At 43.2% G+C, this 20,593-nt stretch carries 21 protein-coding genes and 1 riboswitch; of the genes, 15 read left to right on the top strand and 6 right to left on the bottom strand.

Annotation, left to right across the window (positions count from 1 at the left end; all coding sequences use genetic code 11):
• The first annotated feature begins 224 nt into the window (after nucleotides 1–224).
• The 3 genes from Q1A86_RS04200 (at nucleotide 225) to Q1A86_RS04190 (ending at nucleotide 3,975) form a co-directional block, all read left to right on the top strand.
• Nucleotides 225–974, top strand: a complete 750-nt coding sequence (locus Q1A86_RS04200) for an electron transfer flavoprotein subunit beta/FixA family protein (protein WP_299803238.1) — start codon at nucleotides 225–227, stop codon at nucleotides 972–974.
• A complete protein-coding gene (locus Q1A86_RS04195; protein ID WP_299803236.1) occupies nucleotides 974–1,897 on the top strand; it encodes an FAD-binding protein in 924 nt (307 codons plus the stop codon). The genes Q1A86_RS04200 and Q1A86_RS04195 overlap by 1 nt, the downstream gene beginning before the upstream one ends.
• Before the next feature lie 194 nt (nucleotides 1,898–2,091).
• A riboswitch (Lysine riboswitch) is annotated at nucleotides 2,092–2,314 on the top strand.
• Between the two features lie 80 nt (nucleotides 2,315–2,394).
• A complete protein-coding gene (locus Q1A86_RS04190; protein WP_299803234.1) occupies nucleotides 2,395–3,975 on the top strand; it encodes a Na+/H+ antiporter NhaC family protein in 1,581 nt (526 codons plus the stop codon).
• A 217-nt stretch (nucleotides 3,976–4,192) separates the two neighbouring features.
• Here Q1A86_RS04190 and Q1A86_RS04185 read toward each other — a convergent pair whose 3' ends face one another.
• Nucleotides 4,193–6,325: a M3 family metallopeptidase gene (locus tag Q1A86_RS04185; RefSeq protein ID WP_299803232.1), complete on the bottom strand. Its 2,133-nt coding sequence runs from the start codon at nucleotides 6,323–6,325 to the stop codon at nucleotides 4,193–4,195.
• A gap of 378 nt (nucleotides 6,326–6,703) precedes the next feature.
• Here Q1A86_RS04185 and Q1A86_RS04180 point away from each other — a divergent pair, with 378 nt between their 5' ends.
• From Q1A86_RS04180 to Q1A86_RS04130, 11 genes are all read left to right on the top strand, one after another.
• Nucleotides 6,704–7,282 carry a thymidine kinase gene (locus Q1A86_RS04180; RefSeq protein WP_299803230.1) on the top strand — a complete coding sequence of 193 codons (579 nt, stop codon included), beginning with the start codon at nucleotides 6,704–6,706 and terminating at the stop codon, nucleotides 7,280–7,282.
• A 286-nt stretch (nucleotides 7,283–7,568) separates the two neighbouring features.
• Nucleotides 7,569–8,927 (top strand): DUF3137 domain-containing protein, encoded by a 1,359-nt coding sequence (locus tag Q1A86_RS04175; RefSeq protein ID WP_299803228.1) that lies wholly within the window; start codon nucleotides 7,569–7,571, stop codon nucleotides 8,925–8,927.
• Nucleotides 8,914–10,176 (top strand): DUF3137 domain-containing protein, encoded by a 1,263-nt coding sequence (locus tag Q1A86_RS04170; protein ID WP_299803226.1) that lies wholly within the window; start codon nucleotides 8,914–8,916, stop codon nucleotides 10,174–10,176. The genes Q1A86_RS04175 and Q1A86_RS04170 overlap by 14 nt, the downstream gene beginning before the upstream one ends.
• Before the next feature lie 98 nt (nucleotides 10,177–10,274).
• The gene (locus Q1A86_RS04165; RefSeq protein WP_299803224.1) at nucleotides 10,275–10,841 is read left to right on the top strand and encodes a LemA family protein; all 567 of its coding nucleotides are present in this window, start codon (nucleotides 10,275–10,277) and stop codon (nucleotides 10,839–10,841) included.
• Nucleotides 10,842–11,925: 1,084 nt separating this feature from the next.
• Nucleotides 11,926–12,630 (top strand): hypothetical protein, encoded by a 705-nt coding sequence (locus tag Q1A86_RS04160; protein WP_299803222.1) that lies wholly within the window; start codon nucleotides 11,926–11,928, stop codon nucleotides 12,628–12,630.
• Nucleotides 12,631–12,750: 120 nt separating this feature from the next.
• The gene (locus Q1A86_RS04155) at nucleotides 12,751–13,203 is read left to right on the top strand and encodes a hypothetical protein (RefSeq protein WP_299803220.1); all 453 of its coding nucleotides are present in this window, start codon (nucleotides 12,751–12,753) and stop codon (nucleotides 13,201–13,203) included.
• A gap of 111 nt (nucleotides 13,204–13,314) precedes the next feature.
• Nucleotides 13,315–13,662, top strand: coding sequence for a hypothetical protein (locus Q1A86_RS04150; RefSeq protein ID WP_299803219.1), 348 nt, complete (start codon nucleotides 13,315–13,317; stop codon nucleotides 13,660–13,662).
• A gap of 228 nt (nucleotides 13,663–13,890) precedes the next feature.
• The gene (locus Q1A86_RS04145) at nucleotides 13,891–14,103 is read left to right on the top strand and encodes a hypothetical protein (RefSeq protein ID WP_299803217.1); all 213 of its coding nucleotides are present in this window, start codon (nucleotides 13,891–13,893) and stop codon (nucleotides 14,101–14,103) included.
• A gap of 135 nt (nucleotides 14,104–14,238) precedes the next feature.
• The gene (locus Q1A86_RS04140) at nucleotides 14,239–14,550 is read left to right on the top strand and encodes a hypothetical protein (protein ID WP_299803215.1); all 312 of its coding nucleotides are present in this window, start codon (nucleotides 14,239–14,241) and stop codon (nucleotides 14,548–14,550) included.
• A 110-nt stretch (nucleotides 14,551–14,660) separates the two neighbouring features.
• A complete protein-coding gene (locus Q1A86_RS04135) occupies nucleotides 14,661–15,116 on the top strand; it encodes a hypothetical protein (protein WP_299803213.1) in 456 nt (151 codons plus the stop codon).
• A 119-nt stretch (nucleotides 15,117–15,235) separates the two neighbouring features.
• Nucleotides 15,236–15,724: a hypothetical protein gene (locus Q1A86_RS04130; protein ID WP_299803211.1), complete on the top strand. Its 489-nt coding sequence runs from the start codon at nucleotides 15,236–15,238 to the stop codon at nucleotides 15,722–15,724.
• A gap of 193 nt (nucleotides 15,725–15,917) precedes the next feature.
• Here Q1A86_RS04130 and Q1A86_RS04125 read toward each other — a convergent pair whose 3' ends face one another.
• A complete protein-coding gene (locus Q1A86_RS04125; RefSeq protein WP_299803210.1) occupies nucleotides 15,918–16,049 on the bottom strand; it encodes a hypothetical protein in 132 nt (43 codons plus the stop codon).
• Nucleotides 16,050–16,364: 315 nt separating this feature from the next.
• Between Q1A86_RS04125 and Q1A86_RS04120 the strand changes: the two genes are divergently transcribed.
• Nucleotides 16,365–16,508, top strand: a complete 144-nt coding sequence (locus Q1A86_RS04120) for a hypothetical protein (RefSeq protein WP_299803208.1) — start codon at nucleotides 16,365–16,367, stop codon at nucleotides 16,506–16,508.
• 504 nt (nucleotides 16,509–17,012) lie between these two features.
• Here the strand turns inward: Q1A86_RS04120 and Q1A86_RS04115 are convergent.
• The 4 genes from Q1A86_RS04115 to Q1A86_RS04100 are packed head-to-tail and all read right to left on the bottom strand — an operon-like array spanning nucleotide 17,013 to nucleotide 20,552.
• Nucleotides 17,013–17,975 carry a hypothetical protein gene (locus tag Q1A86_RS04115; RefSeq protein ID WP_299803206.1) on the bottom strand — a complete coding sequence of 321 codons (963 nt, stop codon included), beginning with the start codon at nucleotides 17,973–17,975 and terminating at the stop codon, nucleotides 17,013–17,015.
• Nucleotides 17,965–18,918, bottom strand: coding sequence for a hypothetical protein (locus Q1A86_RS04110; RefSeq protein WP_299803204.1), 954 nt, complete (start codon nucleotides 18,916–18,918; stop codon nucleotides 17,965–17,967). The genes Q1A86_RS04115 and Q1A86_RS04110 overlap by 11 nt, the downstream gene beginning before the upstream one ends.
• 18 nt (nucleotides 18,919–18,936) lie before the next feature.
• A complete protein-coding gene (locus tag Q1A86_RS04105; protein ID WP_299803202.1) occupies nucleotides 18,937–19,842 on the bottom strand; it encodes a hypothetical protein in 906 nt (301 codons plus the stop codon).
• Between the two features lie 2 nt (nucleotides 19,843–19,844).
• The gene (locus Q1A86_RS04100) at nucleotides 19,845–20,552 is read right to left on the bottom strand and encodes a hypothetical protein (protein ID WP_299803200.1); all 708 of its coding nucleotides are present in this window, start codon (nucleotides 20,550–20,552) and stop codon (nucleotides 19,845–19,847) included.
• Nucleotides 20,553–20,593 lie beyond the last annotated feature (41 nt).

Genomic DNA, 20,593 nt, shown 5'->3' with positions numbered 1-20,593 from the left:
GAATAACTTAACTATCATCGATGGTTAATAAATGTTTTAAGAGTGTTTAATTCAATAAAAGCTTATGTTGTGTCAACTAGGGCGAACAGGCGTTTGAAACCTAGTTGACGTTAACGTTAACAGCACGTAAAGTGGCTTTAATTTCGGTAATAGTCGCAAGTCTGTTCTATCTGTGGCTGGTTACTTAATTTCGAACATTATAAGAGACGTAAGAAGGAAGCCCTATGAAAGTATTGGTGCCAGTTAAACGTGTCGTCGATGCCAATGTTAAGGTCAGGGTTAACGCTGACAATACAGGTGTTGATACCGCAAACCTAAAGATGGCGATTAACCCTTTTTGTGAAATTGCCGTTGAAGAAGCCGTTCGTTTAAAGGAAGCAGGAAGCGCCTCTGAAATTGTCGTATTAAGCATCGGCCCTAAAGCATCGCAAGAGCAGTTAAGAACGGCACTTGCGTTGGGAGCTGACCGTGCTATTCATATCGAAACAGAAGAAGATTTAGTACCGCTGTCGATTGCCAAGCTAATTCATGCCGTGCAACAAAAAGAGCAGGCAGAGTTGGTGATCTTAGGTAAGCAGTCAATTGATGGTGATAACAACCAAACTGGACAGATGCTTGCTGCTATTGCCAAGATGCCGCAAGCAACGTTTGCCTCAGAAGTTAAACTTGATGGCGATAAGCTGGTTGTGATCCGTGAAATCGATGGTGGGTTACAAACAATCAAGTTGCCGCTGCCAGCCGTTGTGACTGCTGACCTTCGTCTAAATGAGCCACGCTATGCCAAGCTTCCTAATATTATGAAAGCAAAGCGCAAGCCCCTAGAAGCTCTGACACCTGCAGATTTTGATGTCACCCTTAAGTCTCACCAGAACATCCTTAAGGTTGCTCCGCCAGCAGAGCGTAGCGGTGGTGTGATGGTTGCGTCTATCGATGAGTTGGTTGAAAAGTTAAAGAATGAAGCGAAGGTGATCTAATGGCAATTTTAGTATTAGCAGAACACGATAACGCCAGTTTAAAGCTAGATACCGCTAAAGTGGTTGCATGCGGTCAAGCCATTGGTGGTGACATAGACGTATTGGTTGTCGGACATAACTGTGATGGCGTGGTAAGCGAAGCGCAAAAGTTAGCAGGGGTGCGTAATGTACTGGTTGCGGATTCAGCCTCTTATGCCAACCATCTCGCCGAAAATATTTCTGAACTCGTGCTTGGCGTCGCATCTGATTTTGAGCATGTGTTAGCTGCGGCCTCAAGTTTTGGTAAAGATGTGTTGCCACGTGTGGCTGCGCTTTTGGATGTGTCTCAACTTTCAGAAGTCGTAGAAGTGGTCAGCAGTGATACATTCGTGCGTCCTATCTACGCAGGTAGTGTACTTGCCACCGTTCAGAGCCTAGACGATAAGAAAGTTATGACGGTACGTTCGAGTGCGTTTGATGCTGTCGCATCTGATGGTAATGCAGAGCGTGTGACCCTTGCCCAAGACATCGCACCACAAGCTGAGTTTGTTGAGCAGAGTCTAACAGAGTCTGAGCGACCAGAGCTAGGCAGTGCATCGGTAGTTGTTTCTGGTGGTCGTGCCCTAGGTAATAGCGAAAACTTCGGTATTTTAGAGCAGCTAGCCGACAAATTAGGTGGCGCAGTTGGTGCCTCTCGCGCTGCAGTTGACGCAGGCTTTGTACCAAATGACTTGCAGGTTGGTCAGACAGGTAAGATTGTTGCACCAGATTTGTATATCGCAGTGGGTATTTCAGGTGCGATTCAGCATCTTGCGGGAATGAAAGACTCTAAGGTGATTGTGGCGATTAACAAAGATCCTGAGGCGCCGATTTTCCAAGTTGCGGACTATGGATTAGAGGCAGATCTGTTTGAAGCGGTACCTGAATTATTAGCCAAGCTTTAATATAATGCTTGATCCCTGAGCAACGCTGTCGACCGTCAACTTGTATCATTCTGGTAGTCGAGTTGTTAATGGGTGTGGGTTGACTTGGTATTGTTCGTGATCTGTGTCACGATAAGCGGCTTTAGGGTAGCATCTCTAAAGCCGCTTATGTTTTTATGTCCGTCACGCTTTTTGAGCTAGTCTTAAATTGCGTCCTGAGAAGTAGAGGTGCATTAAATATCAGTATCGATAAGTAGGGTGATGCCGCTGATCTATCGAGAAAGGATTTGATGCCGAAGTGACATAGCATATCGGGGCTAGTTGCTGGGGCTGTGACCAAATAGGGACAGCACTGCCATAGTATTTCTTATCTGGAAGATAAGAATTAATTATATTAATGACGAACCATTAATATGGCTATGGAGCGCTACTGATAGGACAGGTGTAATCAGATATCTATTGCTATATCCCACCAGTTCAGTCGGCCTCCATTCGTATTTAGCGAAGAAATTAAAACAATGACAATTATAAGCTATGCCGATTCGGCTCTATCGCTGCTACCTCCTGTAGCGGCAATCGTACTTGCGATGTTAACCCGTCGCGTTCTACTGTCACTGGGTGTGGGGATTTTATTGGGGGCACTATTGCTTACCGATTTCTCTGCCATGCAAACAGCGCAATACCTAGGTGAAAAAGTATCTGCTCTTGTTTGGGATGATGGTGCGCTAAATAGCTGGAACCTTTATATTTTAGGCTTCCTTGTACTGCTTGGGATGATCACTGCCTTGATCACCGTCAGCGGTTCATCTAGGGCCTTCGCCGACTGGGCGCGTAACCATATTCGCAATAAGCGCGACGCTAAACTACTGACTATGTTCTTAGGTTGTGTAGTGTTTATTGATGATTACTTCAATAGTTTAGTTGTTGGTAGCGTCGCAAGACCCTTAACCGACAGATACTACATCTCTCGCAGTAAACTGGCGTACTTGCTAGATTCTACTGCCGCACCGATTTGTGTTATCTCACCAGTATCGAGCTGGGGCGCATATATTATCGCCTTGATTGGCGGTATTTTAACTGCGCACGGATTTACTGATACAGGCCACCTAAGTGTGTTTGTGCAGATGATCCCGATGAACTTCTACGCGATTTTCGCACTGCTACTGCTGCTTTGTGTTGCCTTGATGGGTCTTGATATTGGTCCAATGCGTCAACATGAATTAAAAGCGCAGAAGGGCGAGCTTTACGATGCGTCTAAAGGTCTGCCACCAGGAGCAAACTCTGACTTACCTGAAGCGGACACTGGTAAGATCATGGGGCTATTCCTACCCATTACTGTATTAGTGTTTGCCACTTTTTACTTTATGGTTAGTAGCGGCGGTGATGCACTAGCGGCTAAGGGCCAAGCATTTAGCCTAATTGGTGCATTTGAAAATACCGATGTGGGTTCATCATTATTCTTTGGTGCAGCAATTGGTCTAGCGGTAACTTTAGCTTTGGTTATCTACCAAGGTGTTGAAAAGTCGATGATAGCTAAAGGCCTATTTGAAGGTGCTAAGTCGATGTTACCGGCTATCTATATCTTACTGTTCGCCTGGACTATTGCTGGTGTGATTGGTCAGTTAGAAACCGGTAAGTATATGGCGAGCCTTGCGACTGGTAACATTCCATTTGCTATGCTACCAGCAGTACTATTTATTCTTGCAGGCTTAACTGCTTTCTCAACCGGCACTAGCTGGGGTACCTTCGGTATCATGTTGCCAATCGCTGCCGATATGGCGATGGGTAGCCACACAGGTATGATGCTACCAATGCTTGCTTCTGTACTTGCGGGCGCTGTATTTGGTGACCATTGTTCACCGATTTCAGATACCACGATTTTGTCATCAACGGGTGCAAACTGTCACCATATTGACCACGTGATGACACAGCTGCCTTATGCGCTTATCGTTGCCGGGATCAGTATGGTCGGTTACTTAGTGCTTGGTTTCACTGAGTCTGTTACAGCGGGTCTGATTGCTTGTAGCGTATTGTTTGTGATTAGCATCATAGTACTTCGCATCAAATCTTGTTCGCCTGATGCAGCCTGTAAGCAATAAGACGACACAATCATTGGTTTAGTGATTAAAGGCTAAATCAAAAGATAATTAAAACCGCTCTTTATCGAGCGGTTTTTTATTGGTTGGAATTGCTCGTAGGTTATAAATTAGTAATATTTATCAGATATAAAAAAGCTCCCTCATAAGGGAGCCTCTGTTCTAAGCTTGAGCAAGTTAACTCACTATCCGCTAATTCTTTACTAACGTTTGTGTATCGTTAGTTTAAACCACGACGCTCAAGTAGAGCCTCAGTTGTTGGCTCTTGACCTCTAAAGGCTTTGTAGGCGTCCATAGGCGCTACAGTATTGCCCACTTCACGAATGGTCTTTCTGAACTTCATGCCGATTTCACGATTAAGCCCGCCTTGTGTTTGTACGTAAGCAAAGGCATCAGCCGCCAGAATTTCACTCCACATGTAAGCGTAGTAACTCGCCGAGTATCCACCCGGGAAGGCGTGAGCGAAGTACGTTGACTTATAGCGTGGCGGTACTGCAGGTAAATTGACACCGTGCTTTTTAAGTGCTGCCGCTTCAAAGCTGGCGACATCTTGCAATGGCGCGTTCGCGTTAAGTGAGTGCCACTCTAAATCAACAAGCGCTGCTGACATGTACTCTAAGGTATCGAAACCTTGATTAAAGCTTCGAGACTTAAGTAGCTTGCTGAGTAACTCCTGTGAGATAGGCTCACCAGTTTCATAATGCTTAGCATAGTTTGCAAGCACTTTTGGATGCGCGGCCCAATCCTCTTCGAATGTCGATGGGAACTCTACAAAGTCGCGTGATACTGCAGTTCCTGAGAGCGTAGGATAAACCACTTTAGAGAACATACCATGAGTACCGTGACCCATTTCATGGAACATGGTAGTGACTTCATCGTAGCTTACAAAAGTTGGCTCACCAGCAGGCGCTTTTTTAATGTTCATTACGTTAATAACAACAGGCTTGTTGTTTAATAACTCTGACTGGGCCACAAATGAACTCATCCACGCGCCACCACGCTTACCTTCACGTGAGAAGTAATCGGCGTAGAAAATGGCTAAGCTGGTGCCATCTTCATCGAACATCTCATAGGCTTTAACATCTTCATGGTAAACAGGAAGGTCAGGACGTGGCGTTAATGTTACGCCATAAAGCGCTTTTAAGGTAAAGAACACGCCATCTTCTAAGACGCGGTCAAACTCAAAGTAAGGGCGGATTGCACTTTCATCTAAATCGAACTTTTCTTTACGGACTAATTCTGCGTAGTAAGCCCAATCCCAAGGGGCTAATTCAAAGTCACCACCAGTTTGGTTGATCATGGCTTGAATATCGGCAGCTTCTTTTTCAGTGTTTTTAACCACTGCAGGCACCATAGAGCCAAACATCTTATAAACGGCTTCAGGCGTTTTAGCCATCTGTGGTTCTAGGCGGTATTCAGCCCAGTTTTTATAACCAAGTAGCTCAGCGCGTTCGGCGCGAAGTTGTGCAAGTCTTGCCACTAAAGACGCAGTTTCGTTTTCACCTTCAAGCCCACGTTCTGCAGAGGCTTGCCAAATTTGTTGACGTAGCTCTCTATCTTGTAATTGAGTCAGTACTGGCTGGCGAGTAGTGTTGGTGATGTTAAGCTGATATTTACCGTCATGTCCGTTGGCTTGAGCATCGATAGCAGCTGCTTTAATGGCACTGTCTGATAAACCTGCAAGTTGCTCTTTTGAGTCAACGACAACGGCGATCTCTTTGGTTAGGCGCATTAAGCGCTGTGCAAATTCATTGGTTAGCGTTGATTGCTCTTCATTGAGCACGCGGATTTGCTGTTTCTGGCTTTCAGTCAGCTTGGCGCCAGCGCGAACAAAGCGCTTATAGTACACCTCAACTAAACGATTTTCTTCGGCCGATAACCCTAAGTTTTCGCGCTGGTTATAAAGCGTTTCGATGCGAGTAAACAGGGCTGGGTTTAGATTAATGTTATCTGAGTGAGCGGCCATTTTGGGCGCCATTTCACCTTGTAACTTACGTAGTGTCGGGTTGCTGTCTGTTCCTGCGAGGTTGTAGAAGACCTTCGATGTACGGGTCAGTAGCTCACCACTTTTTTCTAGCGCTACGATTGTATTTTCAAATGTCGCTGCTTCGGGGTTATTAGCAATGGTCAAAACTTGTTGATAGTGCTCACGGATCCCAAGCTCTAATGCAGGCTGAAAATGCTCATCCTTAATTTTAGTAAAGTCCGGTGCTTGATATTGCAAGGTACTTGCCTGCAGGAATGGGTTCTGTGCTTGTACCATAACAGCAGTTTGATTTTCTGGTGATGTTGTTGAGCAAGCGCTCAAGGCTAATGTTGCGGTAATAGCCGCTGCAACGAGTGTCTTATGCATAGATCTGTACTTCCTTTATTATAATTGTGCTTCTAATCTAATATTTGCGTATTAAACGTGTCTTAATTTGAGTTATTTTGTGCGTCGATGCAGGATTTTGTTTGAGTTTTGTTGTGTTTGTCACAAATTGGATGGCAAGGGTATCGCTGTCTGGATTGGGCTTTATAGGCTATTAGATAATGGAAACGAGTGAAAACAGAGGCTTTAGGATTAATCTTAAGTATTACGGCCTAAAAACAGGCTCATTACTAGGGCGTTGTCGTTAATATTTCTATTGCGCCTTAGAGGTGGATTAGTTGCTTGTAAGGTATCGTTAAGATGATTTTTTATCGAAAATGGTGGTAAACTAGCGCCGAATTCACCTTTAAGGATTTTAGTTTGGCGCAGCTCTATTTCTATTACTCAGCAATGAATGCGGGTAAATCAACTTCGTTATTGCAGTCTTCTTATAATTATCGCGAACGCGGTATGAATACCTTAGTAATGACAGCGTCAATCGATGACAGATATGGCGTCGGTAAAGTCGCTTCTCGTATTGGTATTGAAACCGATGCGCAAGTATTTGGCAGCAATGACAACCTAACAGAGATGGTGCGTACCAGTCTTGCAGAGCAAGCATTGCACTGTATATTGATTGATGAATCTCAATTCTTGAGCAAAGAACAGGTTAAGCAGCTAACTTATGTGGTTGACGTGCTAGATATTCCAGTGCTTTGTTATGGTTTGAAAACCGACTTCCAAGGTGAGTTATTCAGCGGTAGCCAATATTTACTGGCTTGGGCAGACAAACTTGTTGAGCTAAAAACTATCTGCCATTGCGGCCGTAAAGCCAATATGGTGGTACGTCTTGATGGCAGTGGCAAACCTATGCGCGAAGGCGAGCAGGTAGCGATTGGTGGCAATGAAAGCTACGAATCTGTATGCCGTAAGCATTTCAGAGAATTTATCTGGGACTAACTTTATCGTTCCCTGAGAATTGAAAGGCCAATACTTTATGAGTGTTGGCCTTTTTTATAGCGTTATTTCTATCCAGTAATCAGCCAGTAATAAAATTAATGTAAGTCCTTACCAACCTCTAAGCCCCGTTATAAAGCGTTTTATATTTTATAAAATCCTTATGCTATTTCTAGTTTGTAAATAGTGACTTAAACCGCTGTATTTTTAGCTGTTTTTCTGCATAATTCGCCCCTTGTTTTAGCCCATATCCATTAGCCCTTAGCCTGTAGTTGTACAAGGATCTTGAATGCAGCATAACCAAATAGTTGCCAAGCATATTGCCAAGTTACGCAGTGATGTTGATGCAGCTAGTTCACAAGATGATCTGCTCGAGGTTATCACTCAAGTTAAACACCATCCGGGCCCCTTAGATTACCGCGATAAGATCACCCACGGGATAAAGTGGTTGCTGATCAGCGCGAGCGTCTTATGTATCGTCTTCATCTTTATGCGCCTCTGGTATGAACAAATTGAGCCACTAGCTAAGTTAGTGATTGATGACTCTTGCTATTGGCTTCCTGTCGCGCTGAGCACATTGTTAGTCAGTTTGTGTCACGAGCGCGGCTGGCTGCCTGTCCCTATGGTTGTTAACTTTGCACTGCTGGTGGCGGCAATGGCTCTGGTAACCCTATATGTACCTGAGTGGCCGAAAATCTATTGGACGTTGATGTATGGTTTTGGCTATGTGATTAGTGTGGGCGAAATTGACGACCATCAATTTTCGCTGTGGCTTGTGTTGGTTATTGCTAGCGCACTCGCTTGGGTATGGTTAGATTATCGCGCTAATTGGCGTAAACACCTTTCCGATAAAATATTTCTTAGAGACGCGCTATTTAATAATGGCTTAAAACAGACTAAGCCAGCCGCCGAAGATAAACTTAATGCACTTGAAAAGCAGTTTGTAGAGTTTCGTCGCGGCAGTGGCAGCCGCGATATGCAGCAGATGTTTGAGGGGCACTATCAAGGTGATCAACACAGCTTTAACTATAAACTTTATCACCTTCAATATACGGTAAAACGCACGCAAACTAGCTCCGATGGTAATGGGGGGTATAAAACCAAAACTGTGCATGAAGATCGTCATCGTTACGGCATGTTACTCGACTTTCCATTCGCTAGCGGTTTGTGCCTAGATGCTGAAGATGAGGTAAAGCTTAAGGGCTCGGTTTATGCTGAAAAGTATCAAACAGAATCGAATGCCTTTAATGACATTTACCGAGTACAGGCCTGCGATAAACTCACCGCTGCACGTTTTTTAACGCCCGCAATGATAGAAACCTTACTCGATCTTAATCGCAACTTTATCTCGCCCATGGTAGAAATTGCGCCAGATGGCCGTTTGTGTATTGCCTCTACCAGTAAGCTAATTATCGAAAAACGTAAACATTCACTGGCAAAGCCAGATGAATTTCATAAGGAGATTGCCGGCCATACCGAGCTAAAGCGGGTACAAAAACTGCTTAAAGCGATCCATGAGCTTATGCGCTTGTCTGATAACAATTTTGTCAGTGATAACAATATTGTGAGTGATAGCAATACACGCGCTAATGTCACTCAAACCACATCCGCTAATGATACGGAGATCAACACTCATGCTGACTTATAACGCCCAAGTCACACGCAATATTGCGGCTATTCGAAGTGATGTTGAAGCCGCAAAAAGCCAAGATGATCTCATCGCGTTAGTCCGTAGGGTTGAGCTTCATAAAGGACCGCTAAACTATCGTGATAACTGGTATCGTTTTTTCTGTGCGGTTTCGTTGTTTTTCGCCTTGTTGCCGATAGCTTTTGAGTTGGGGTTAGTGGTCCCAGATTTTGTGATGCAGATCCTTAAAAGCGCATTGGGCTACAGTGTGATCTGGTATCCGATGTTGGGCTTGGCAACATTGACGCGCTATTTTGAAGACAAAGGCAAGCGCTTACCCATCCCAGGGCCTTTATGGGGACGGATGCTATTGATGGCAGCAGTGGGCGCGGCGCTGAGTCTAATCCCACAATGGCCTCATTGGTATTGGGATATGTATTTCGAAACCCTAGCCTCGTTTTTAGGCCTGTGGTACCCGAGCTCTGGCTTTGCTGCCCATAATGGCGTGGTAGGCGTAATTATGCTGTTTTGGCTTCGAAGCCGGATGAAGTGGCGTAACAAGCTGTCGGACACCATCTTTTTAAAAGATGCGCTATTTAATAATAATCTTGAGCAAGTGCCATTTGAGGGCAAAAAGCTGGCTAAAGAGCTTGAAGCCAGCTTTAAAGAGTTTGACCGCGGTAATGATCTGCGAGAAATCCAAAGCCTATACAAGAGCACCTATCAAGGCGATATTCATCAATTTGATTACCAGCTTTATCGCTTTCACTACATTGTAAAACGCACCGAAACCACCACCGATGCTAATGGAAAAACCACTACACGTACGGTAAGAGACAGTTACTATCGCCACGGTGTGTTATTAGAATTTCCGTTTGCCCAGAACATGAGTATCAGTAACGACTTTGGCATAAAGCGTAGAGGGGAGCGTTATAAAAGTGCCTCGAATGAGTTTAATCGCCAATATCGAGTGCATGCCAAAGAGTTGATGACGGCGGCACGTTTGTTATCGCCAGCGGTTGAAGAAAAGCTCGCTGTATTTGCGAAACAGTTAAAAAAGCCTGTATTTGAGTTCGGTCAACAAGGAAGGCTGTGTTTGGCGGTAACCGATGACTTATTAGCGGTTAAACGAGTAAACGGTTTAGATAACCCCAAAGCGTTTGCCGAAGAGTTAGCAGGCCATACCGAGCTAAAGCAAATGAAGCAAATGCTTGAAATAGTGCACGAGATGATGCGCTATAGCGATAACAATTTTAAGGTCAGCGCTTAAATCGGTGGGCAAGGTTTTAATCGTTTTAACCCCAAAGCAATTTACCCAGTTTTACCCTGTTAAATAGAAGATAAATAGAAGATAAAAAGGAACGTTAAATGGATAGTTTAGTAATCGGCGTTATTGTCGTAGTCGTGGTCATCATTGCTATTATCATGGTCTACAACGGCATTATTGGTAAACACAATGCTGTGGATCGTGCATGGGCGTCGGTACTGACTCAAGAGCGCCAGAAGAATAAGATCATTCCTATGGTTGAGCAGCTAGTTGAGCAATATAAGCTGCACGAGTCTGAAGTGTTAACCAAGGTCACCGAGCTGCGTAGTGCCATTGCAGATATGAGCGCCGGTGTTGATACCACAAAGCTCGCAGCCGCTGAGCAGCGGACCCAAGATTTATTGCAAGGCCTTAAAGTCACAGTTGAAGCTTACCCAGAGCTAAAAGCCTCTGATGTATACATGAAATTGATGGCAGAGATCAGCGAGCAGCAAGAGCAGATTGGCGCAGCGATTCGTATTTTCAACGCTAACGTTGAAGACTTTAATAACGCGATTGAGATGTTCCCAGGTTCACTCATCAACAGCATGTTGGTACGTAAGCAAAAAATCGCAAGCTTTAGCGATAGTGAAGCACAAGCTGGATTTGAGTATAAACCTAACCTTTAACCCGTTGGGCTGGGTTTTAGCCCTTAGGTTGGTCAGCCTTCGAATGAAGGCTGATTACATTATCTTTGTATCGTTGCTACAGGACTGCTCATTCTAAATTGTCGCTTTAGAGTGGTTAATCGCCTGCCGCGGGTGCTGGACAGGATGTCCGAATGTCGTGATCACATGGATGTGAAGGAATGACCTTATGTGCAGACACTGCTGCGAGACGCCGCAAGTACAATCCCTGTAGGCTCTGCGATGACATCCCTGTCATCGAAGCCCGCAGCCGTATCTACACCGGATAATTGGTGTTTCACTTTAAGTTGTGTTGCTTGATGTCTAACGCGGAAATGCCCCAAAGTGAGTTAGTCTTCGAATGAAGGTTCATTACATTTTTTATTTGTATAGTGCTATGGGGTAGCCCGTTTGAGATTGTAGCTGAGTCGCTATTAATCGCCTCCAGCGGGGTATGTGCAGACACTGCTGCGAGACGCTGTGAATATGTCCCTATACGCTCTGCGGTTTCATCCCTGAAACCGAAGCCCGCAGCCGTATCTACACGGGATAATTGGTGTACTCACTCGGCTGAGAGGTTTAGTTTCTAACTTGAAAATGCCCCAATATTATTTTCACGAATCTAAATGGTAAATGGCACAAGTAAGCTTTGACTATAGAAAAGCTAATATGAAAGGTTTTGCGTACACCATAAGTAATGCCTGTCTTTTTTCTTTAAGCTCAATTCTTCCGATTTCACCGTCCTAGAACAAACTAAAATAACTGTAATTCTATACAGGTATAATGAACTTGATAAATAAGGCTGATTTATCGATGCTAAAAAGTTAAATACTTGCATCGATAAATTTTTTACATCTTAAATAGCGCCTGTTTATCATATAGTTAAGCTTCCGTTTTAATCTTACAAGAGACCCGATAAATGTTCTGCTTTACTTTGCGGGCAAGGTAAATTCAAATTTGTTAACACCAGCAAGATTAACGGCTTTACATCAATGAGTTACGTTGTTAACTTTGACGTAAATTAAAAAAGTGCAGGGATTTATCCGAGACGCTGGATAATAAGCTGTTATACGAAAATGGAAAATTCATGACCCCGACATTTGAACGTAAAATTACAAGTGAAGAAAAAGAATTTTTGGTTGGTTTACTTAAAAGTTCCCCAAGTGATTTAAAGAGGCTTAAAGAAATTTTAGAAAACTTTTTAATTATATGGTCCGCAAGTCTCATTGGATTGGTTTTAGTTTGGATTGCAACTGTTTGGCTAATTAATTTTTTCATTACTTTTGATTACGGTTTAAAAAGTCAGTATTCTTTTTACATTCTTTTTGGTTTTTCTATACCTACTTGCTTATATTCTTTAATTTCCACTACCAAATGGGCAAAAAGTTGGCCAGATGATCGGCTTGATTTAAAGAAGGATATTGATGGAGACAAGGTATTGGATACAACATATGAAGTTAAAGGGGTTAAACGCTTTCAGGAGCAAGAGCACGGTGGGCTAATTTATTTTTTGTTACTACATGATAATAAAGTATTAACACTTTACGATTACGAAAGTGTAGAAATTGAGATGCAGGGGGGTGACCCTCTAACGAGCAATTTTAAACCTCGTAGTAAACTACGAATCGTTAAAGCACCAAATACTGGATATTTCATTACTCAAGAGTTTGTTGGCAATGAACTTTTGCTCCCCGAACCTACGGATTTATTTTCTTCTCCTGACAAATGGCCTGAAGGTGAGTCATGGTGCAACATTCCATGGAATGAGCTTGAAAGTAGGTTAATCGCGTGAATCAAAAATCGTATAACAAGTGGCTGCAACCGACCGTCAAAAGTGTCACTTAAATTGCTGGCGCAATTACGCGCCACTTTTGCCGGCGGCTGAGCCAGGCGTTAACCCTCCAAGGTAGTTATGAAGAAATTAACATCCAAAAGTACTTTTTTTAACAAAAAAATATTTCCAACGATATGGTTCGGGTTTCTAGCAATTTTTGTCATTACGTCACTGTTTGCAGGCGGAGATAACGGTCCTGGTCCTATGTTTGTCGTCATGCCTATTTTTATGGCCGTATTTGGCTATTTCATAATGAAAAAGCTAGTTTTTGACTTGATTGATGAAGTCTATGACGAGGGTGATTCACTATTATTCAAAAACTCAGGTAAGGAAGTACGAGTTAGCCTACGAGACATAAAGAATGTTAGCTATCAAACTATGATGAATCCCCCAAAAGTGACATTAAGCCTCCGTCATGAAACAGATCTTGGTAGTGAGCTTAGCTTTTCTCCTCCAATGAGCTTCATTCCATTTAAGAAGAACAAAGACATAGAAGAGCTAATCGACAGAATAGATCAGGCAAGGGGTTAACAAGGCAATGGTTCGGAATTTTAAAAGCTCCGGCTTCGCCTCCACTTTTAAAATCCGCACATTGCGGCGTTACATACATTACTGTGTTAGGTGCTAAAAAAGGAGTTTCAGATGCCATACCGACCTACAGCCAACCATAGAAAAAATGTTCGTGGAGTTATATATCCACTAACTGAAGCAATACGACGATTATATGGTATGCGTCAATCAGATGGTTCTTATCCATTAGGGGCTTTTTACACCATAAATATCAGCAACACGGTTTGGAGAAGCGTTGGCGGAATTTGGTATATCCCTCAAACAGATTTAGATTGTAGAAATCCTCGTGAAGAAGTCGTTTCAGCATTTATCAATAGTATACACTCGGGAGAGTCAGTAGAGTTACCTAGCGGGAAAGTGATCACTTGGGAACAAATTCCTAATAATGAGTCTGCAGCTTTGCCACATCATCAAATATAAAATCGTATGTAACAAGTTACTCAATCGGACGCAAAACGCTTGGCTTGCGCTCCTTCGTCGCTAATTTTAGCCAAGCATTTATGCACCCATTAGTAAGGCGTTAGGCATATTAAAAGTAGGGATAGATTCGTGGTTAGGAAAATCAAAAATAAAGCCTTTGTTAAAATACGAAGAAAAAGATTAGGTTATAGGTTTGTCGGTTGGTGGTTTCTAATTCTGGGCTTATTCATGTCAGTATCATTTGGGCAATTATTACTCGAACCTGAGGGCGTTTTAAATTATAACGGTGTCGATACCACTGATTTTGACATTAAGCTAAATTCTTTCCTTTTCACCCTCATATTTCCAGTTATTGGCTTAGTACTTATTCTTATTCCCAAACATCGCATCAACAAATTACTCGTATTGCAGGCTCGTATGAACCCATTCTCGTCAAAGTGAAGAGTACACATATGCCTAACAAGGCGTTCAAACGGACAAAAAAAACAGTTGGTTGTTTTCACTCCGTTCAACATTTTAACCAACAATTTTTTGCCGCTTAACGTGGCGTTAATAGTCTCAAGGATGGAGTCATAGATGGTCTACTTTTTTATAGCAGTTTTACTATTAGCTATCTACTTTTCGGCCAGAACATCTTATATGGCCTACAAAAGTGATTTACTCGAACAAAACCAAGTCTATTTGATTTTTGCTGTCTCTTGGTTAGTGCCATTTGTAGGTGCTCTTCTGATTAGTTCAGTTCTGAAGCCCGAACTTAGTAGCCGAGAGGAAGCGGTAAAATCAATGTGGGATTGGATCTTTTGGTTTAACCCGCAAGAGCAACCCAATGTTTTCCCTTCAGAAGATAGTAGCCAAATGGGGTCGTCAGTTGGTGATGGCGACCATTAACAAGCTGCTAAATTCAGATTCACCAAGGCTGTCATGCCATTTGCTGAGCAAATCGCCCGCCAGCACTCGGTTCACTTATTAGCAGGGCGTTATATGTACAAGGAGTCGTGGTGAAAAAGTTCTTCAAATATCTAGGTTTTGGTTTTTTAAGCGTTATTATCTTTTTTATTGGCATTGGAGTTGTGACATCAATCAATACCGTAGATAAAGAAGCTGTATTCGAACCTTATATTGCTAAAGCTATTCCGAAATTAACTTCATGGGAGCAAACTTCTTATCGAGAGTTAATGTCAGAAGAAGGTTTTAACGGTGCAACATCAGAACAGTGGACTTTGTACCTTAATAAATTTTCAAAACTAGGTGAGTTTCAATCAATTGGTAAAGCAGAGCTTCAAAATTGGAAAACGCTTTCACCAATTGGTAGCCCAAGCGTTACGTATGCTATTTATCAAGTACCAGTCACATTTTCTACTGGTCTTGCTCATGTCCAACTTGCTTTGCAATCATCTGAAGATAAAGTCGAAATAAATAGTGTTAAGTTTTTATCTGACATTCTGATGCAATAGTACATATAACAAGTTGCTCAAAAGGACAAATAACAGTTGGCTATTTGCTCCTTCGTCGCCTATTTTAGCCAACCATTATTTGCCTCTTAGCAAGGCGTTATATTTTAAAGGAGTATGCATTGAGTTCCCACACAACTGTGATTGTTGACTGGCGAGGTCCATTTTCATATCAAGAAATAGAACAAAACTCGGATTGGGGTAATGGCTTATACCTTGCCACTGGTAAGTTAAAATATGAAAGAGAAGCAACAATTCAATATTGTGGTATCACCGAAGGTAGTTTTCATGGACGATTTAAAAATCATCATAAAGTTCATGAAATTAATCGCCAACAAGAATTTTGGATTGGTGAAATAAATTACCCAAATGATGCATCAAGACATTTCCTCGAAATGGCTGAATCTATAATCATATACTTTTGGCAACCAGAGCTTAATGAAAAAAAGAAAATATCAATACCAAAGCCGATTACTTTAATAAGTAAATGGTTTAAGAAAGACTCAACTCCACGTTACAGACAACATACTATGTGTAAGGAGTTAGATGACGTCTTATCGTTTGATGGTGAATCTTGGCGCACGGGTAACCTTCAAGTGTGGGAAGAATAAAATATAACAAGGCGTTTAAATGGAACAAAAAAAACAGTGGATTACGTTTCGCTACACATTATAACCCACAATTTTTGTCCGCTTAACGCGGCGTTACTGTAAATCAACTTGCCATACATTCCCTAATGAGACTCATCACTTTAAGAGCTTTGACTCTAAGCAATCTCAGTCCAAAAACGAGCTAGACCTTTAATCATAACTCTATTTGCCAAAGGTTGTGCTGTTCTAACTTAGTGTAGATACGGCCGTGACCGTCCATGACAAGGACGTCATGGTCGAGCTTCCATGGATGGACTTGCTGCGTGTCACGGCAGTGTCTGCACATGCGCTGGCCGCAGGCCATTGGAACCACTTCTGTTCAATGTCATTCTCAGCTTAAAGATATATCGAGTCTTTGTGGGCTTTGTTATCAAACGAAGTTTGATTTCGATGTAAGGGCTAGTCGAGCTGCAAGCTCCAACTCACTTTTGTCCATTAACGTGTTAGGGCCTGTCCTATTACTCTAAATGCAAAGGGTATGCTTTTCTAACTCAGTGTAGATACGGCCGTGACCGTCGAAAACAGGGATGTTTTCGTTGAGCTTACAGGGCCAATTCTGTTCCATACAGAATTTGGCATTTCCTCCATCCTTGGAGGTCAGATGGACTTGCAACGATATCCATATCTAAAAGCCAGTTCAGCATCCATGCTTCTCGTTCGTAGCATAAAGCTTCACTTTACTCACCGTGTCATGGAAGTGTCTGCACATACGCCGGCCGCAGGCCATTGGAACCACTTTTGTTAGATGCCACTCTTAGCCAAAAATATATCGAGTCTTTGGGGGCTTTGTTATCAAACAAAGTTTGATTTCGATGTGAGGGCTAGTCGAGCTGCAAGCTCCAACTTTCTTTTGTCCAAAAACGAGTTAGGCCTTTAGCCGTAACTCTAAATATTAAAGAGTGTGCTGTTCCAACTTGGTGTAGATACGGCTGAGACCGTCGAAAACATGGATGTTTTTGTTGAGCTTACAGGGCCAATTCTGTTCCATACAGAATTTGGCATTTCCTCCATCCTTGGAGGTCAGATGGACTTGCAACGATATCCATATCTAAAAGCCAGTTCAGCATCCATGCTTCTCGTTCGTAGCATAAAGCTTCACTTTACTCACCGTGTCTCAGAAGTGTCTGCACATGCGCTGGCCGCAGGCCATTGGAACCACTTTTGTTGGACTCCACTCTCAGCATAATAGAGATAGGGTGTTTGCTATCAAACGAAGTTTGATTTAGCTTTTAGACGCCGTCTAGCTGGATTACCAAGGTTTCCACCAACGTTCGGTACTTTGCCAGTCTCTTTTATCACCAAATCCAGAATCTAGAATGTAATAACGTTCACCATCAAACCTTAAGCGGGTAATGGTGGTGCGGCTTTGAGTACTATCAGTGAGTTTAGGTAGGGCACCTGACAGCTTGGTCTTAGTGAGCAGTTTTAGGTCGGCAAAGCCTTTGTGTTGTTTAGCTTCGATGTGCAGTGCACCTTTGCCAGTTTCAACTATGTAACGCTGCTCAAGGCTGGCTTTGTCATTAGTTTTGTCGCTAGCTGCACCATTCGTTTTGTTGCCATTACTTGCAGGGTTGTAGGCGCTATCTTCGTTTTGCCAGACCTTCCAATAATATAGCGGTAGCTTCTCTACCACCGGAATTAAAAAGCGTCCTTGATGGACAAATAAACTTAAGTAGTCTGACTCATATTGCATCGCCCCATCTGGGTGTTGCTGCGCTTTCACTCGCACACCCAGTGCGCGGGTGTCATTGTTAAGTTTGTAGTTGGCAGTATCAATCCAAAGCGGCGCTTGTACAGCCGTGTTTTTCTCTTTGTTATCAGGTGTTGGAGGAACAAGTGTCAAACCTGAGCGCTCAGTTAAACTTCCTGTATGACGAGCGATAACCTCATGAGTCTGAGTGTCCATAATGACGGTGCGCAGGGTATAACGCCTTTCACCTGCAAAGCTGCCGCCTGTCCATTGTAAATACGCGCCCATGGTAAATTGTTCTTGATGGGGTAGCTGCTTACAAACCGCGGCGCTGAAACCTCGAAAATAACCACTGTCATTTTCCATCGCTTCAAGGGCATCAGTGCTGCACGCTTGCTTGGCATGGCTTGCGGGCGAGAACGCTAGCGTGCAGGTCAAAAGCGCGCAAGTCAAAACGGCTGTGCTAAATAGCGCGGGTAGTCTTTTGCCTAGTAGGGGGATAGAGCGCTTGTTAATTGGCATCTTGAGTCTCCGCTTGACTGCTGTTTTGGTTTATTTGCCAAAATTCTGGGGAGGGTAATCGTTCGGTGATAACAGGGTAACGCTTGCCATCATATTTAAGCTCAGTGCTAAAGCTTATCTCTTCGGTTTGATCATATTCACCATCGGTGCTGTATTGCTGGCCCTGAGTGACTAACTTCAAATCATGGTAGCCATGGCTGTTTGTTGGTAACACTTCAACTTTTCCTTGTACCCCATAATGCAGGTAAACCTCGCCATTACTGCCAGCGGTATCACTGCCTTCTATTTCGTAATCCAGCGGTAGATGTTTGAGTACAGGCCGTAGCTTGTCTCCCTCTTGAACAAATAGGGTGAGAAAACGATTGGTTTTAAAGGCGCGGTACTCTTGCTCCTGTGGTGAACTGTCGCCGTTAGCAAGGTCGAGGATCAAACCTAATGCTGGCGTATTGTCGCTTAGGGCGTATTCGCGGCTATCGATACTATTACTGTCAGGATGACTTTTTATCGCGCTATTTTCTTGAATGACTCCCGTATAGCGGGCTTCAATTTGATTACTGTAGCGGTTGACGAGTATGACTCGCCATAAGTAGCTTGCGTAGCCATCTTTGTTAGATTGGTAATATTGAAAATAAGACAGTAATGCTTGCTCTTTGTTATGGGGTAATACTCTACAAACAGTATTGTCTGTGGCTAAGCTAAGACCGTACTTTCTGGTTACCAGTGCGGCATCAAAATCGAGTACGCTGCTTAACTGATTTAAGCTGCAATCTTGTTGTTGATTCTTTTGTTGCTCATAGCTCGTTTGTTCATAGCCTTCTTGCTCACCGCCTTCTTGCTCAAGGCTGTTTTGCTCAAGGCTGTCTTGTGCGTAGCTATTTGCATTGAAAGTTATGGCTGACATCAATGCCGTAAATATTATCAATGGTTTAATCATGAATTTCATAAGTTAGGCTTTAGCCATTTAATTAGTTGGGAGGGCGCGATAAATAGTGGTTTTATAGCCGCGAACTTGTACGCCATTGCGAAGCGGAATGGAGTATTCGGCCGAAGGTCTGTTGCTGTAATCGATATATTGTGGCGTGGCGTAATAAAACACGCCTCGATACTGCTGCGGTAAGTCTTTTTGCAGCAGCAGATCATATTGCTGGTTATAACTGCTGATAGGCAGAGGCTTGCCGTTACTGCTAAAAACTTCTTCACCAAGCTTGTCGGCGAGGGCTTGAGTGGTTCTTTGTGCGCCAGCGTCTTCTACCCAGTTAGCCATCAACTGGCCTTTAGCATTATGCTTGAGTGGCATTAAGATGGTGTCTTTGATGATGGGGATGTTCGTTACTAGCGCCAGTTTGTCTTGCTTGCGCAGTAAGCTTTGTACTTGCCCTACGGACACCTTCTCTATATGCGGCGCGTTAATACCATAAATCAAGTGGTCACAGGTATTATCGTCATAACCTAAATCGGTGCACACTGCGCCCCAATCAGGCATGCTGATTTCAATAAGTGCGGCGCCGTAATTTTGAGTAAAACGATGACTTTCATCAAAGCTAGCCTCAAAATAACTACCAAGGATTTGGTAATCAACACTGCGACGGCTTGCTAACCAGCGTTGATTGTAGGAGTCACTGCGTTTACCTTCACAAAGCAGCAGAGGGAAGGGGATTCGATTACCCGCACTAGCAGCTTGATACATAGCTTTGCGTTCACGCTCATCAAACTGACAACTGCCTAAATCTAGCATCAAAGCTTGAATTTTTAGGGCATTTTCAGCATCAACATGGCTTGGCAACAGGCTACAACCGCTGAGTAAACTGATGCTTGTAATACATGTCGCGAGTAAGGCCTTAGATCCAGTGTTTGTTAATATAAACATGATTATTGGGGTAACCTTTTTGAGTTTGAGTCTGGATCTGCAATAAATTTTCGCGCCTGTTCAAGACTCATAGGTTTTTTTCCAGTGATAGCTTCTGCTCTTAAGGCGGCTGATTGCGCAATAATCTGTTGTAATAACTCATTGGTGAGCAGGGTGTATTTTTGGTAGGTAAACCCAAATAGTGATTTATCACCATATAGCGCGAGTTTGTCTCCCGATTGATAGCTATCCCAATCCTCTTTTTTAATGCCGCAGATGTAATCGTTGCCCCAGAAACGATAACCTCCAAGGTATAGACCACCATCGCAGGTGCGGCTGTAATAGCCAAAACGTTTATCATCTATGGTGGCAATAACAACGGCTTTGTCGGCAGTAAAACTATGCAGCAGTACAGGTAAGCCTTTAGCGAGTGCAAAATGCAATAAAATGGGAATACCGATAGTGACAGATAAGATCACTTTTATCGGGCTGCGAGGCTGATTATCTAGGTTCACTCTTATCCATGAATTCTTCTGCTTTAACCCCCAAAATAGGGCTATTAGCAAAAGCAGCGATAGCGTTGCAGCGAATAAGCTGAGTCGCTCGTACAGCACGTCATTGACTAAGGTGTTGCTAAATACGGCAATCATCATGAGTGCCAGTAGCAACATAAAAAAATACCCCAGCACTTTTTGCGTTTTGGTGGTTTTTGGCGCAAAGATATTAGCCATGCCGTTCCTTAGTGTTTTCGGTGACGATACGCGTTGAACTT

Source organism: uncultured Shewanella sp. (assembly GCF_947497935.1).
In the GTDB taxonomy this organism is placed as follows: domain Bacteria; phylum Pseudomonadota; class Gammaproteobacteria; order Enterobacterales; family Shewanellaceae; genus Shewanella.
The sequence above is the reverse complement of the archived record's forward strand: the minus strand, read 5'-3'. Positions and strand labels throughout refer to the sequence as shown.